Source organism: Bacillus sp. 3255, assembly GCF_031456485.1.
Classification (GTDB): domain Bacteria; phylum Bacillota; class Bacilli; order Paenibacillales; family NBRC-103111; genus Paenibacillus_E.
In genome coordinates this window covers 136,946-151,919 of record NZ_JAVDUS010000014.1, presented here as the reverse complement: position 1 = coordinate 151,919, position 14,974 = coordinate 136,946, and the positions used below count along the sequence as shown (strand labels likewise).

Here is a 14,974-nt window from a genome sequence, read left to right as displayed (position 1 = left end):
CCTGCCTTCTCGCATTTATTTCCCATTCCGATACTCTTGCGGCGTTACATCGTTGTACTTTTTGAAAAATCTCATAAAGGCAAGCCCGGATAAATAACCCACCGCTTTCGCAATATCCTGAATTTTCATCCCTGTTTCCCTTAACATTTTTTTTGCTTGTTCGTTACGGACCGAAGCAATGTACTCGGATATGCTGATCCCCGTGACGCTTTTATACAAGCGGGACAAATAAGAGGCATTCAAATGGACCTGTTCCGCAAGGCACGTCAATGAAATATTGCAGGCTATATTCGCATGAACATATTCGCGCACCTTATCGACAATGATATGCGTACTCTTATCCATATCATTTCTTTGACAGACGAACATGCATATTGCCAATCGCCTGAAATATTCAATCAATTCCATCCATGAAATGATTTCACTTGAATCAAACAGCTTACCGACTGGCACCTGCTCGACCACTTTCCGCGTAAGACCATGCCTGTTCATATAAGACATGAAAATCGATGCAAGGGAATGATAGATTTCCATTTTCAGATAATCATTGCATTCGTCGCTCGCAAGAGTGCTCAGCACTTCCTCGAGTACGATTGTGAATTGCTCTTCTCCGCCATTTTCGAGATGGTAGCCCAGGAGTTGAAATTTCCTTTGTAAGGAGAAACCGATTACTTTACTAGGAATCGCCGTCAACATACTGGATGTTGTTAAACGGCTTCCTTCAACCAAGAGCACTTCGCTCTGCAAACCGATTTCTTGTGCCAAAAACGATAGCAACCGGTCGAACTTCTCGGAAATACCGCTCCACTCTCCCGGCTGCTCGCTTAATACAAAAGAGACGGGTAAACGGAGCAGATCCCGGGACGCGTTCTGGATGGTTTCAAGCGTTCCTTTGATGAAATAGAACGTACGCTGCCAAACTTCGTTTTCTGGAAGTGACGCTTCAAGTTTATTAGGTTGAATGAACCATATCATTTTGGAGGGTTCGTAGACAACCGAGAAAAATGTCGCGCCATCGCCAAAACATTCTTCCATGATGTTCTGTAAGGCGAAAATGAGCAACTCTTGCTCCAGCCTCATCGAGACATTACGCCAGCTGTCGACTCGTGCAATCAGCAGAAATACAGGAATGCCGCTTTTCAGAGGAATACCTATTTCTGTAAAATCATGCTCGATACGAAACGGATCTTTCGATTTTCCATGCAGCAATGCCAGTATATATTCCTTCTGCAGCGTCGGGATAGCCAGCTTCATATGTAGTTCCGCCTTCTCGACGAGCTTCTTTGATGTGAATTCTTCCTCTATGGTTTGAATAGCCCTCGAAATGACTTGTATAATTTTCGTCTGCTCTTCGGTTTTCAAAATATAGTCAAATGCACCGAGACTTAACGCGCTTTGGACATAATCAAAATCGTTGTAGCTGGTCAAAAAGATAACTTTGCAGTTCGGCCACTGCGCTTTGATTTCTTGGAGTAAAGCAATGCCCTCCATATGCGGCATCTTGATATCAGACAAGACGACGTCGATTTTATTCTTCATTAATATTTCGAGAGCTTCTATTCCCGAATACGCTTTATAAACTTCTATATCAAGCGATTCTTCCTCCAGAAGCGATTCCGTTAAACCGTCGACGATAATCGGAACGTCATCTACTACCAATAATCGATGCATGCTCAATCTCCCCTTGGTTCTTAGTTGGGGCCACTTTAAATAGAAGGCTTACCCGTAAACCTCCCAAACTGGACCTGCCAAGTGAAATTCCACTTTCTTGTCCAAACTTTAACTGTATACGTCTATGTACATTATGTAGACCCGATATATCTTCGTTATTACCCGGTGTGCTTATTACCCGTTCTTGCAGTTTTAAGATGTCAAGATCGGTCAAATTATCACCATTATCCTCAATATGTATAGCGATGCCCGTTTCGTCTTCGTTCACATGAATGCGTAGCTTACCGCCTGAGTGTTTATTGCCGAAAGCATATTTATAGGCATTTTCAATAACGGGCTGAACAATCAGCCGCGGTATGATCCATGCATGTTTAAAAGAAATTTGCTCAGGTATGCAAACGTCAACACGGTCCGCAAAACAAATTTTTTGAATATTGATATAAGTTTGGCTATGCGCAATCTCAGCTTGAAGAGGTATTTCGTCGGCACCATCCCTGGTCATAAATTGAAAGTATTGCCCAACAAATAGCGAGAACCGGTATGAGGTTTCCAGCTCTCCTGATAAAATCAGCTGATTCAATACGAACAAGCAGTTGTATAGAAAGTGCGGATTTATCTGCGACTGTAATCGCTTCAGCTCATGACGCTGACTGATAATTTTCTGGTGGTATACTTCCCGGATCAGATCATCCAATGTTCCTACCATATCATTGTAGCCCTGGTATAAATAAGCGAACTCATCGTTACGGCGGGGTACCTCGATCAGTCTCAGATGGCCGTTCTTCATACTTTTGAACGTGACAACCAGTTTCTTAAGCGGTTTATGAATGATACGATAGATCCAATAAGAAAAGATGACAATCAATGTTAACGACACCGCAAAAAGTATCCATAGCCTCGTTTCGTACTTTCTCAATTCACCCAGCAAGCTGCTTTCCGGTATGAAAGATACCATATACATCCCTAGTTGAAGAGACTTGCGATATACAACCATATACGGCTCTTTATGATAGGAAACATATTCGATGCCTGCATGATCTCCCCCTTTCTGCAGACGGCTCTTGAGCCACTCCGTCCGTTCCGGATCGTTTCCGGTCGAAATGGAGGAATCGGCAGAAAAGCGAACGAGCTCCGTGCTTATGCCTAGCGATCGATTGGTATCGGATAACAATTTCGTCATCTCAGGCAAAGAAAGCTCGACACTTTGTACGAACAACGGTCGATTATTTAAACCTCCGCCATAGCGAAATCGAATCCAAAGACGTCCTTCCCAGGAAACCAGCGATCCCTCATGCGAGTCCAAGGCCGCCATTGCCGTAAACTCCTGTACGTTGATTGAGGTTAGATACTGCGAGCTCAATATAGTCCGGTCGATGGATGGAATATAGGTCTTCACTTCCGAGATAAACGGACTCGATTGCTTCACAAGCTTGAGTCTACGTTGAATGGCTTGAATTTTCTCGACTTTATCGTAGTCATCCAACTCAGCTCCATTTGCTGCGAGTATCAGCAAATCTTTGTCCAATACAAACTCAGGCAGCAATCTTAGTATCCGCTCGCTTTCTATTTCCAACGAGTGCAGAACGTTCGTATTTCTGTCCATCATCGACTCCGAAATTTTATCCCTCAATTCCTCCTTCCCTTTATCGATGAAAGCAAGCATGATGACAAACAAGGGAGTCAAAATAATAATAAAGGCCAAAATAAGCCGCAAAAATATCGGTGAGGATCTGCGAAATCCTTGCAACGTTGACCACCTCACTTAGTCATCTATAGCCATGTTTCGTTATATCTTCTATTCTTTGACGCTGCCCATCACAATACCTTTAACGAAGAAACGTTGAAGGAAAGGATAGACGAGCAAAATAGGCAGTGCAGCAACATAGATTTGAGCAGCCGTACTTGTCCGATCGGACATAGTCGCCAGTAATTGGGCTTCCTGGGCTGATAAAAATCGCGGGTCTTTACTGATCACGATGGTTTGAAGAAATGTTTGCATCGGGTAATTCTCTGGATTGTTCATCAGAATCAAGCCGTCAAACCAACTATTCCAATGTCCCACCATACTGAACAGTGTAATCGTTGCCAGAGCCGGAAGCGAAAGTGGAACAAAAAATCTCCATAAAATCATAACATGCCCCGCTCCATCCATTCTGGCTGATTCCTCCAGCTCCTTCGGCAAACTTCGGAAGAAATTAAGAAGCAGAATCACGTTAAATACAGGTACTGCCGATGGAAGCACAAGCGCCCATATCGTATCCATAAGCCCTGTCGCCTTGATCGTCACGAACCACGGTATCAGTCCGCCGCTAAATAGTATCGTAATGACGAATATCCAAACATATACGGTCCGCATACGAAAATAGGTAGAATCCTTGGATAGCGGATAAGCAGCTGTTACAGTCAGCAGCAAGTTAATCCCTGTTCCAAGGACTACACGCTTGATGGACATCCAAAATGCAGTTAGATATTGAGCTTTATTAAATATATTCTGGTATGCTGCTGTTGTAAACTCGACCGGCCACAGCTTCACAATCCCAGCAGAGGCTGCAGCCCCAGAGCTAAGCGACACAGCTAAAAGATGAATGAGCGGCAGCACGCAAAGCAGAGAGAGTGCAGTTAGAAAAACATAATTGCAGCCAATAAATGCCTTTCTGCTGATAGATGCGCGAGTAACCATGTTTCTTCCCCCTTTCAGGTTAGAAAATACGATAGTTGGCAAAACGGTAAGCCAAATAATAAGACGTAGAAATCAAAAACAAGGAAACGGTGGACTTCAGCAATCCAACTGCCGTAGCAAGCCCGTATTGCGCTTGTAAAATTCCGAGACGATAGACAAGCGTGTCGATGATATCACCGCTTTCATAGACAGGCGGGCTGTATAAATTGAATATCTGGTCGAACCCTGCATTCAAAACATTACCGATACTGAGCGTTACCATCAAAATGGCTATAGGCATGATGCCCGGCACTGTTACGTACAAAGTCTGTTGAAGCCGATTGGCCCCATCGATTTCGGCCGCTTCATAAAGGCTGGGGTTAATCCCCGTTAGCGCTGCTAAATACACAATTGTGTTGAATCCGAATTCTTTCCAGACATCGGATGAAACCAGAACAAACCGAAACCAGCTGTTTTCGCCAAGAAAAAAAATTGGTTTGATGCCGAACATGCTTAGGATTTGATTGACGATCCCATGAGATGGAGATAATACATCGATTAATATGCCTCCCAAGATAACCCAGGATAGAAAGTGTGGCAAATAGACAAGTGTTTGAAATGTGCGCTTGAACGCAGTCTTCCTTACTTCATTCAGCAATAAAGCAATGATCATTGGCACAATCAGGCCCAAGGCAATTTTCATCGATGCGATAAGCAGTGTGTTAATAATGGCTCTCTCGGTATCGGGCAAATCGAATAAATAGTTGAAATTCCTCCAACCAATCCACGGTGATCCGAATATCCCTTTGGTGGGGATATATTTTTCAAATGCGATGATGATCCCAGCCATCGGCCAGTAGCTGTAAACGGCCAATATCGCTAAACTTGGCATCAGCATGAGATGCAAAGGCAGTCGTTCGTTTCGCATGAATCTCCGCACACTTCTCAACTCCCATCTGTAACTAGGCCACAGAAGATTGAAGTGTCCGGGAATGCGGATTCTACCCGCATCCCGAACACGTTCGTCCGTCGCTACTTTTTAGTTTTTGCATACCAATCATTAGCTTCTTTGGTCATTTGTTCGCCGCCAAGCTTCTTCCATTCCACTACGAATTTATCGAATTCATCTACCGATACGTTATTCATTATAATTTTGGTGAAAGCTTCCTTGGCTTTTTCTTCAAGTATCCCTTTCTTCTCGAGCATGGCCGGTGTCAATGTGCCGTAGAACTCATCGATTTGGTAGCGCTTTTCCCGATCATACTGATCCATGATCGCAAACGATCCACCTGGCTTGGAAATCGCCCATTCGTTCCACATGGACAGGTCCCCTGCCAAATATTTCTCCACACGTCTGTAGCGGGAATTGATTTCAGGGTTTGATCCGAGCAGTGTAGGGTCTTTCGCCTCTATTGCTTTTGGAAGCAGTTTGCCTGCAGGCAGATTCTCATCCTGGGCGAAAAATACAGTCGGGTTAATTTTCCACAAGAGCGCACTTTTGTCCACACCTGATTTTCCGAACATGTAAACTTTATTCGCATCTGTCAAATTGGTTTGAACATCAATCCATTTATTGATCATTTTCATTACGGCTTCAGGATGCTTCGCTTTTTTAGATACGACGAAATAATTGCTTGTTCCAATATCTGTTGCGGTTTTCGCCGGTTTGCCGTCAATCGAAACGATAGGATATGCTTCCCAATCCTGAGCTAGCTTCCCGTTCTGCACTGCGGCCGATTGAAGCGGCCAAATGCTTTGCCAGAATGCGCCGTAAGCCATTCCAATCTTACCAGCCACAACCAGTTCATTTTCCTTATCCGCATCTTTCACAGCAAATTCCGGATCGATCATCCCGGCTTTATACATGTCCTGAAGTTGCTTTAGCGCCTGCTTCATTTCCGGCATAACCGTTCCATAGACCAGCTTTCCTGAAGCATCTTTGACCCATTTGCCCGGATAAGCGTGATATCCGTTGAAGAAGCCTTGCAGATCGTAAGCGCCTCCAGCGATATAATCGCTATTTAAAGCGAAGGCATATGTCTTGCCTGCTCCCCCTGGATCTTTCTTGGCAAACTCCTCGGCAATCATCATTACGTCCTGCATCGTTTGCGGCTTGGGCAAACCTAATTTCTCCAACCAGTCTTTACGGATCCATAAATAACTGGAAGAGTTATAAGGATTGTCTGTAGCCGGGAAAGCCATTAAGCGGTTATTGAAGGTAGCTGTACTGAGCTGCCGTCCCCCGTCAAGATGAAACCATTCCTTTGTTTTCTGACTTGCATATTTATCAAAGATGTCAGTTACGTCCGCAATCATATCGGCTTCCTGCAACTGCTGCAATTCATTCGCGGATACCCGAAAGAAGTCTGGTATGTCATTCGAGGCAATGCTGATTTTCAGCTTTTCTGTATATTTGTCGGATACCCAGCTATTTTTGATTTTGATGCCAAGCTCCTTCTCATAAGCGTCATATACCGCATTTTTATCAATGGTTTCACCTTCGTCAAACTTAATGTTGCTGACTGCACGTATTGTTGTTACTTCAATTGGCGGATCATATTTAGACATCGGATCGGTTAAAGACATATTCACCTTTTCACTCGGCTCAGTCTGATTTCCATTTTGCGGTTGATTTGACGAATTGCTGGTGCATGCTGTCGTCATACCTAAAGCAGAGACTAACGAAAGTGTTAATCCTATTTTAAACAATTGCTTCTTCATTGGATCTACTCCCCCATTGTCATATTTTGTTCCGATAAGAAATCGCTTTCTTCATATTTAATTATAGAGGGGGGCTGAATGACCTCTCAATATACGCATTTTTACATTACTATATTCACATTTACCATTTCATCATTGTCATACCGCCTTTTCACACTAGCTTACTTTAGTGATATCCATATTTCCCAACCAATCATCAATGAGTGTAGAAAAGATCAACTTTTGGATAAAAAATATCATTTGTATGCGCTTTTATCAGATGTAAACTAAATGATGATGTATTGTGTATTCCTAGACTTCAGTAGAAACAAGTTCAATCAAAGCGGACAAACTTTTCCTATTCTTTACAAACGAGAGGAAGAATCAGATCATGAAGCACAAAATGATGATAACAACTCTAGCCTGTAGTCTTTGTTTAGCACTTGCAGCAACGCCTTCCTATGCGGAGAATACTGCTCAATTCGAGCTGGTTGCCTCCAGCGCCGAGTCTGTTAACGGCGAATTCACCGTAACATTAAAGGGTCAAAATATCAAAGATTTATACGCATATGAAGTCAAACTGGACATCGATGCGAACAAAGTGGAAATCATCAAGGCCGATACAGAGATAACGGGTTTCTCGGTTTCTCCCATGGTGAAGAACAATGAAGTTACCTACGCGCATACAAAAATCGGCCAAGTTGACGGTGAAAAGGGAAATCTGGATATTGGCACCATTACCTTCAAAGCAAAAAAAGCGGGTACGACGAACATCAAATGGAACTCCGTTAAAATCGTTGATCACCATTTATCAAGCCAAACGTTTACACCGAATGAGTCGATTCGTTTCACCAAAATTTTCAGTGATCTTGCTGACCATTGGGCCAAAGCCGATATTATGCTGATGGTTGACAAAAAAGTTGTTGAAGGTATGGATGACGATCATTTTGCCCCGGATACGAATGTAACGAGAGCCCAGTTTGCAACCTTGCTTACCAAAGCATTAAACCTTCAGGCTGTTTCAGGGCAAAACCCGTTTGAAGATGTAACTTCAGGGTCTTGGTATGAGGAGACGGTTAAGAAAGCTTATGCAGCCGGCTTAATTAACGGTATTGCGGACAACAAGTTCGCGCCTGAGCAAAACATTACACGTGAAGAAATGACCGCTATGCTCCTTCGTGCAAAAGGATACGCTACAGGGACGAAAGTAGAGGATATGCCTGTTACAGGTTCAATTCATTTCAGCGATGAGACAGCGGTGAGTGAGTGGGCGAAGAAGACTGTAGCACTTGCAGTTGATTCGGGACTCATGAATGGTAGAACAGAGCAAGAGTTTGCACCGCAGGAGCAAGCCAGCAGAGCTGAAGCGGTAGTCGTGCTTAAAAGATTGACAGGCGGATTGAAATAAATTAAAAAAAACAGAAATCCAGAACACATTCACGTTGTTCTGGACTTCTGTTTTTTTTATAAAAGCTGTTTAATTGAAAATCAATTGTGCAACGGCTGACAGATCGAGGATGTTAATCTCTCCGTCATTGTTCATATCCGCTTTCTTATAGATTTCATTCCAGTTCAAATCAGCTGATGTTTTGCCATAGTAAGAAGCAACCATAGCCAAATCCCCGATAGAGAATTTATTGTCACCGTTCAGATCTCCTTGAGTCCCAGCCGCAATCTGTACGTGGTAGGCAGTACCTTCCACTGTTGTTTCCACGCCATCGCCGCTCGCGTAAGCAGCGTTTGTCAGAGCAATTGTGCTGGAACCGGCCGAAGATGCCTTGACTTTCAAAGTTAGCTTGAACAGCTCGCCCACAGCACTAGGATGCGTGCCTACATTTGCCGTTATCATTCTTATTTTCCCGTTCGTTTCAGTTGAAACAGCAACAATTTCCCAACCGTCTACTAACGAATTTGCAGCAATGTACTCCAACTGCTGAGGATCGTAAGTAATCGTCACATCTTGAGCATAAACATTCTTGCTTACCGTGTTTAATGTGTAAGTAACATCAAAGGTCTGTCCGCTGGAGACGCTGGCCGGACCTTTTAATGTGGCTGTTGGGGTAGGCGGAGTGGTATCAAGCTGCTTAAGCACCTTGAGCGTAAACGTCTTCGTGTCGATAACCGCTCCTTTACTGATCGTAGCTGTCAAAGTAACGGTCGCATCGCCGGAAGTGTAGGGAGGACGCGTGACAGTACCGTCCGTCGAGACGAGAAGCGGCGCGCTGCTGCTCCATGTGATCGTGGAGCCGTTGGTACCGGAAGCGTTCAGAATAATGCTCTGCGTCACTTGCGATGCGCTGTCACCATTCGCGTATCCAATGTCGAGTGCTGCTTTATCCAGTGCGACGGACTTCAAGTCAGCATCGGCATCAGGAATGACAACTGTTCCTTCGGGATATGCTTCATATAGTACAATCGAATTTGCAGGTATGGTTATGGCGTATGGGACCCCAGCTGTCAGGTGCAGATCCGTTTCATTTTTGAGCTTGTTCACAAGCTTGTATCCTGTCTTGGCACCGGGAGGCAATACAAATGCCTCATTCACGTCAATGTTCATAGTTTGGCTTGTATTTCCGGAATTTCTTAACATTAAAACCGCTTTTGCCGTTGAATAAGAGGCTATGCCGTACGGCTCGCCTTTACCCGGGTCTCCGCCAATGAAATGTGAGTCTAGCAGCACGTCATGATTTAACTGTGCCCAAGCTGAGGCTTCGGCAAGAGTGTCCCACATTTTATCCGTTGTGTAATCAGAAGTGGGGCGAATGTATAATTCCTGAAGGTTATAGCCTGATGCAAAGTAGGACCAGACCTCATCAGCAAAATCCTTGAGATTTGCCGGGTCTGTCATGTCTAATAAGGGACCGCTTTCAGTACCGCCTACATGGCTATTCCATGCGCCCTGGCCGAATCTTGAATGAACAATACCGTGTACCATTAAGGAGTTTAACGGATAGAACGGATTCTTCTGCAGCAGATCCCGGCTCACTTTGTCGCGATAGTTCACCCACTGCTGCCTAATGGTCCCAGTCCCTGCCTTACCCATATCTCCACCACCGCGCCAGATGGAATCTACATAGAATGTAAAGTACGGGGAAGCCCATGTTCCAACGGTCGCATTGATAAATACGGATGGGTCGTTGCTCCTCATATCTTGTGTAAGCCTCAGGAGCGCGTGGAAGTCTTCAATACCTTCCGTCCTGTCAAACTTGAAATGATTCGCACCTTCCACAAGCTGTTTCTTGGTAACTGCATGTTTAAATGCTTTATAGTAATTAGGACCGCTCATTTTGAATATTTCTTCCCCTGTGCTGCTCATCTTGGTTTCAGTTGGAGGATTCATCTTCTTTCCGACAGCGATCCTTTTCGTCAATTTATCGTAATATCCGCCTGTGGGACTCAACCAGAAGCCAAGACTTGCTCCGAAGCTCTCGGCTGCGCTCTTCATCTTTGATGCCCCGTTCGGGTAGGTTTTTGGGTTAAAATCCCAAATCGTTGATGCCGTACTGCTGTAATCGTCGTATCCATCGTCGAACAGGAAATTTTTCAAAGCTGCGCCTCGCTGCTGAACAAATTTCTGCCCCCAGGTGTTAATGACATCTAATGAATCTGCTTCCGTCATGTAGGTATCTGTAATCCAGCTTAAATCGTACCAAGAATTATAATGGAGGAAGCTGTAGTGCTCATGAGCCCTTTCCCTTTCTAGATAGTACTGAAAGGCTCTTTGCTTCTGATTTCCTGGATATATGCCGATGACCGAGCTTTGTGCAAAAGATTGCCCCTGCAGAGTTGCCTCGCCTCTTTCCACATAAGCCGATGCCTTATTTCCAGAAATGCTGACCTTGGCCACAGGTGTTTGTTGGGCAAAGAAAACTTTGCCGGCAAAGAACGGTGAACCGTCCACCACACCGGCCTTCTCCACTCCGGCAGCTGTGATGTCTATAAGCTTAACCTTGGTCACATTCCAGCTTCCCGTAACAGCCGAGTAAGATACATCCTGTATGATGTAATTGGAGCCGTCACGCAGTGTTGCGGACCAATTCACCGTCAATGTATTTCCTCCGCTTACATAGGTGAATGGCACGCTTATTTTCCAGCCATCATAACGATCGGATACTTTAACGCTAGAAGCATTTCGGGTGATTTTTGTAAGAGTTGGCGTTCCTGCCGTCATATCGGTGTCAACCAAGCTAGTTCCACCTGATAATTCAATATTGAATAGTTTCCCGACGGTTATAGGGTTTACGTTTCCTGTCATATTGTCCTTGAATTCAGTTAGCGTCAGGTTGTTCCCTAATAACTGAAACTTGGCTGATAGGATCGCATTGTTTAATACGTACACGCCCGAGCTTGGATTGGTACCTTGCGCTTCTCCCGGCTGTGGCCCCATAAATCTGAAACCGCTTTCAACTGGAACTAGTGTCGTACTGCTGAAAAGTGTACTCCATCCGCTTGTTCCTAAATTATTTTTGGCTCTTACCCTGTAATTGTGTGTTGTTCCCGCAGCAAGGCCGGTGTGACCGTAAGGCATCGTTACGTCGGTTATGACAGTGCCGTCAACCTCGATATCATAGCCTGACGCGCCTTCAGGCAAATTCCAGCTTGCATTGATGCGAGATGTCCCCATAGGGTAAGCATAGCCAGTCGGTGCTATCGGAGGCGCGGTTGGAGGAGGCTCTGCACCCATGACTTCAACTTCTACATAGTGGTTATTCGTGTTTGATGTGCTGCCGTTAGAGTAAATCCTGACATACCTTGCGTTCGTATTGTTGAAACTAATACTCTTCCCAGCGCTTGTTTCGGTATATTCCGTATCTGAGCCTGCACCAAATCCAGCGCTATTATTGGTATCGTTGTTAAAGACCGTCGTGACTTCACTTGAGAAATCGGATTTGTTTGAAAGTCTGACGATCACATCATGATATTTTCTTCCATCATACCAGTAATGCCAGATATTTACGCTTGAAAGATCATAACTCTTACCTAGATCGATTTGTATCCATTGAAGGCCGCTTCCATTGGGATAATCCTGTGAGTAGGCATTGGTATTATTTTTTACACCGTCATTAATGACACTCATATTGGAAAATGAGAGACTGCCAGTGACCGGCTTGCCAAACGATACATTTTTTATTGTCCCAGGTGTACTATTTAAGGCAATATTTGTTACTGTGCTTGCACTGGTACTATTAACACTTAGAAACGATGTCAAAAGCATAAGCAGTGTCAATAATAATGCCAAATGTTTTTTCCCGCCTGCTCTTCTTGAAGTATGCATTTCTTGACCTCCTTGTGTTTTTATTACTGGCACCGGTAGGATACCGGCGCCAGATTCAGTAAATTACTCTATTACTCTATAATCTTCCGTGCAATGAAGGCTAGATCTGTAATATCGATTTTGCCATCATGGTTCGAATCTAAATGTTTAATGCTCTCCCAATCCGGACTTCCCGACGTTTTGCCGTAATTCGCTGCAACGATGCCAAGATCACCAATGCTTACTCGATTGTCATGGTTGATGTCGCCTGGAATTCCCGGAGGCGATGTCGTAATGCTCACGCCCACCGCAGAAGCTTGCGCCTTCGTTTCCGCTCCCTGCGCATCGCCAAGCATTGCGTCGGTTACAGCAATCGTTCCCGTCGTCGGCTGTGTCACAGCTTTGGCTTTGAACTTCAGTTCCAGGATCCCGGCATCTCCTGTCACAGCCTTATCGGCCCCTTCGCTTGCGAGAATAAAGCGAAGTTTACCCAGCGTATCCTTCTTTGTATCTACAAGTTGAATTCCATCTTTCACGGCACGGGCCGAGACGAAGTCAAAAACGTTCGAATCGTAGTCCATCTTCATGTCTTCTGCATATACGCTTTGCGTGACGCTGCCCAGTCCCAACTGTACAGTAAATTCCTGGCCCGTCTGAACAGTGCCGGCTGCAGATAGCGTCGTCAAAGCGTTCTGCGTGTCGTTGCCTTTTTGTACGGTAATTTTGCTTACCGCTGTAAAATTGCCACCCACCGTGGTGACCGTAATGTCCGCCACTCCTTCTTTCAATGCGGTTACAACAGTTTTACCGTCCTTGACCTCCACTTTGGCGACGGTATCATTGCTGCTCGACCAAGTTACATTCTTATTCGTTGCGTTCTCAGGAAGCACAGTTGCAACCAACTCTGCTGTCCGCCCTTCTTTCAGCGAGACTTGCGGTGTATTAAGCTGCACGCCGGTTACGGGCACCTCGATTATGCGATAGACATTCATTTCAGCTGCAGATGCCCATCCGCCTTGCCCTGCGGTTGCTTCCAGTTTAATAAATGACGCTCTCGTCGCCGGGAACTCCGCTGTTTTCGCCACGGCGTCTTTCGCCCATGTTCCACTTACGACTTTAGTGTACTGGATGCCATCCGTGCTCGTATAGACATTGTAAGCCGTAATCATGCCGTTACTTCCCCCGCCTTGTCTAGGGTGAACCTTGATTTTATTTACCTTGTGAGCACCGCCAAGATTGAGTGTGATCGATTGCGGCAGCGGATTAGACAAATCCCACTTCGTATGCCAAATGGTAGCTGGATCTCCATCAAGTACCATGGATGCTCCGTTATCTTCGGATTCAAGCTCTTCGCTCGTTGCCGCTGCGGTCATTTGGGATTGCGGAATGAATGGGGTTTGCGGTTTGCCGATTTCTTTGCCTTCTAATTTAAGCATAACTACTCCATGTGACGGCACATTCGCTGTATAGCTGCCGTTGAATTGCCCCTTATCTGCATGTTCCCACAAATCCCGAACCGTTGTGGAAGCATCCAATCCAACTTGTGCAAAATCCACGGTTATATTCGCAGCAGAATCAGTGCGGTTAAGGAGGGCAATTGCAAGTGTTCCCTCCTTCGACAATTCTTTCGCCCAAACTTGAAGTCCTCCCGTTTCGCTTACTAGAATGCCTTGAATGCCGGCAGGATCTTGATCCACGGCTATCACTTCGGCATTCTGAATGATATCGGCAAATTTACTGCTGTAGGAGTCCGGGTCGTCTAAAGCGGTTACATCCAAACCAAGCATAAGCGGAGACGCCAGTACCGCCCACATACTGAAATTGGCCTTGGATTCCTCGTAAGATAAGCTTTTTTGGCCGGGGTATTTGTCGGCTATTACACCAACCTCCAAGCTGTCCGGGTCATTAAAATGCCCGGGACCCGCTACATCCGCATGCGGAGAGGTCTGATCGATCTCATAGAGCACACCGTTCCAATAATCTCCCTGATTATCGATATCGTAACCAACCCTCCATGTATGCCCGATGCTTGGTGCCCATTTCCACGGCTGCTGCTTACCCCACTCGCAGATATTTAACAAGATATCACGTTTCGGATTCGCCTGATTTAAAGCGTCCTTGAATTGTTGATATTGGGTCTTGAAGTCGAGACCCATCGCATCCGCACCGCATGCATCTACTTTGACATAATCGTATCCCCATTCTGCAAACTGGTCGACATCCTGCTGATAATGTCCGTAACTGCCCGTCTTTCCTCCGCAGCCAATTTTCCCAATATCGGTGTAAATGCCAATCTTCAATCCTTTGCTATGCACATAATCCGCAAGCGCTTTCATTCCGCTCGGGAATCTTGTTAAGTCGGCGTTTAATTTACCAGTAGCATCTCTGGTGCCTTGCCAACCGTCATCAATGTTGACATAGTTGTATCCTAAGTCACGCAAACCGGTGGACACCATACTGTCCGCCACATTACGGATCAGTTCCTCATTCACGTTAAAACGAACGGCATTCCAAGTGCTGTAACCCATCGGCGGTGTTGCTGCCAATACAGGTGTATCCTGCAATGATGTTTCAGGCTGAACGGCGGCCGATGTGGCCTGTACAGAGGACACGGCGCCCATTAACGAAATGGAGACAAGAGAGCAGGCAAAAACTGCTTTTTTCATAAACGGACTCAATTTCATACCTCC

The 14,974-nt window shown here is 45.2% G+C and carries 8 protein-coding genes; 1 reads left to right on the top strand and 7 read right to left on the bottom strand.

What is annotated here, in order from left to right; translation table 11 throughout:
- Window positions 1-15 precede the first annotated feature (15 nt).
- The 5 genes from J2X61_RS21090 to J2X61_RS21070 form a co-directional block, all read right to left on the bottom strand.
- Window positions 16-1,671 carry a response regulator gene (locus J2X61_RS21090; RefSeq protein ID WP_310190303.1) on the bottom strand — a complete coding sequence of 552 codons (1,656 nt, stop codon included), beginning with the start codon at window positions 1,669-1,671 and terminating at the stop codon, window positions 16-18.
- A complete protein-coding gene (locus J2X61_RS21085) occupies window positions 1,646-3,418 on the bottom strand; it encodes a sensor histidine kinase (protein WP_274465724.1) in 1,773 nt (590 codons plus the stop codon). Before J2X61_RS21085 ends, J2X61_RS21090 begins: the two co-directional genes overlap by 26 nt.
- A 48-nt stretch (window positions 3,419-3,466) precedes the next feature.
- Window positions 3,467-4,351: a carbohydrate ABC transporter permease gene (locus J2X61_RS21080; RefSeq protein ID WP_310190299.1), complete on the bottom strand. Its 885-nt coding sequence runs from the start codon at window positions 4,349-4,351 to the stop codon at window positions 3,467-3,469.
- A gap of 19 nt (window positions 4,352-4,370) precedes the next feature.
- Complete coding sequence (locus J2X61_RS21075; RefSeq protein WP_310190297.1) at window positions 4,371-5,258, bottom strand: ABC transporter permease; 888 nt, start codon at window positions 5,256-5,258, stop codon at window positions 4,371-4,373.
- Window positions 5,259-5,362: 104 nt separating this feature from the next.
- Window positions 5,363-6,898, bottom strand: a complete 1,536-nt coding sequence (locus tag J2X61_RS21070; protein WP_310190295.1) for a type 2 periplasmic-binding domain-containing protein — start codon at window positions 6,896-6,898, stop codon at window positions 5,363-5,365.
- A gap of 523 nt (window positions 6,899-7,421) precedes the next feature.
- On the opposite strand from J2X61_RS21070, the gene J2X61_RS21065 reads away from it, so the two are divergent.
- A complete protein-coding gene (locus J2X61_RS21065; protein WP_310190292.1) occupies window positions 7,422-8,438 on the top strand; it encodes an S-layer homology domain-containing protein in 1,017 nt (338 codons plus the stop codon).
- 69 nt (window positions 8,439-8,507) lie between these two features.
- Here J2X61_RS21065 and J2X61_RS21060 read toward each other — a convergent pair whose 3' ends face one another.
- Both J2X61_RS21060 and J2X61_RS21055 read right to left on the bottom strand, forming a co-directional pair.
- Window positions 8,508-12,305 (bottom strand): immunoglobulin-like domain-containing protein, encoded by a 3,798-nt coding sequence (locus J2X61_RS21060; protein WP_310190288.1) that lies wholly within the window; start codon window positions 12,303-12,305, stop codon window positions 8,508-8,510.
- A gap of 71 nt (window positions 12,306-12,376) precedes the next feature.
- Window positions 12,377-14,950 (bottom strand): discoidin domain-containing protein, encoded by a 2,574-nt coding sequence (locus J2X61_RS21055; protein ID WP_310190287.1) that lies wholly within the window; start codon window positions 14,948-14,950, stop codon window positions 12,377-12,379.
- Window positions 14,951-14,974: the final 24 nt, after the last annotated feature.

Excerpts from the sequence above, each read along its gene's own strand:
- J2X61_RS21090 (WP_310190303.1), bottom strand. The coding sequence starts at position 1,671 with ATGCATCGATTATTGGTAGTAGATGACGTTCCGATTATCGTCGACGGT.
- J2X61_RS21065 (WP_310190292.1), top strand. The coding sequence starts at position 7,422 with ATGAAGCACAAAATGATGATAACAACTCTAGCCTGTAGTCTTTGTTTA.
- J2X61_RS21075 (WP_310190297.1), bottom strand. The coding sequence starts at position 5,258 with ATGCGAAACGAACGACTGCCTTTGCATCTCATGCTGATGCCAAGTTTA.
- J2X61_RS21080 (WP_310190299.1), bottom strand. The coding sequence starts at position 4,351 with ATGGTTACTCGCGCATCTATCAGCAGAAAGGCATTTATTGGCTGCAAT.
- J2X61_RS21070 (WP_310190295.1), bottom strand. The coding sequence starts at position 6,898 with ATGTCTAAATATGATCCGCCAATTGAAGTAACAACAATACGTGCAGTC.
- J2X61_RS21060 (WP_310190288.1), bottom strand. The coding sequence starts at position 12,305 with ATGCATACTTCAAGAAGAGCAGGCGGGAAAAAACATTTGGCATTATTA.
- J2X61_RS21055 (WP_310190287.1), bottom strand. The coding sequence starts at position 14,950 with ATGAAAAAAGCAGTTTTTGCCTGCTCTCTTGTCTCCATTTCGTTAATG.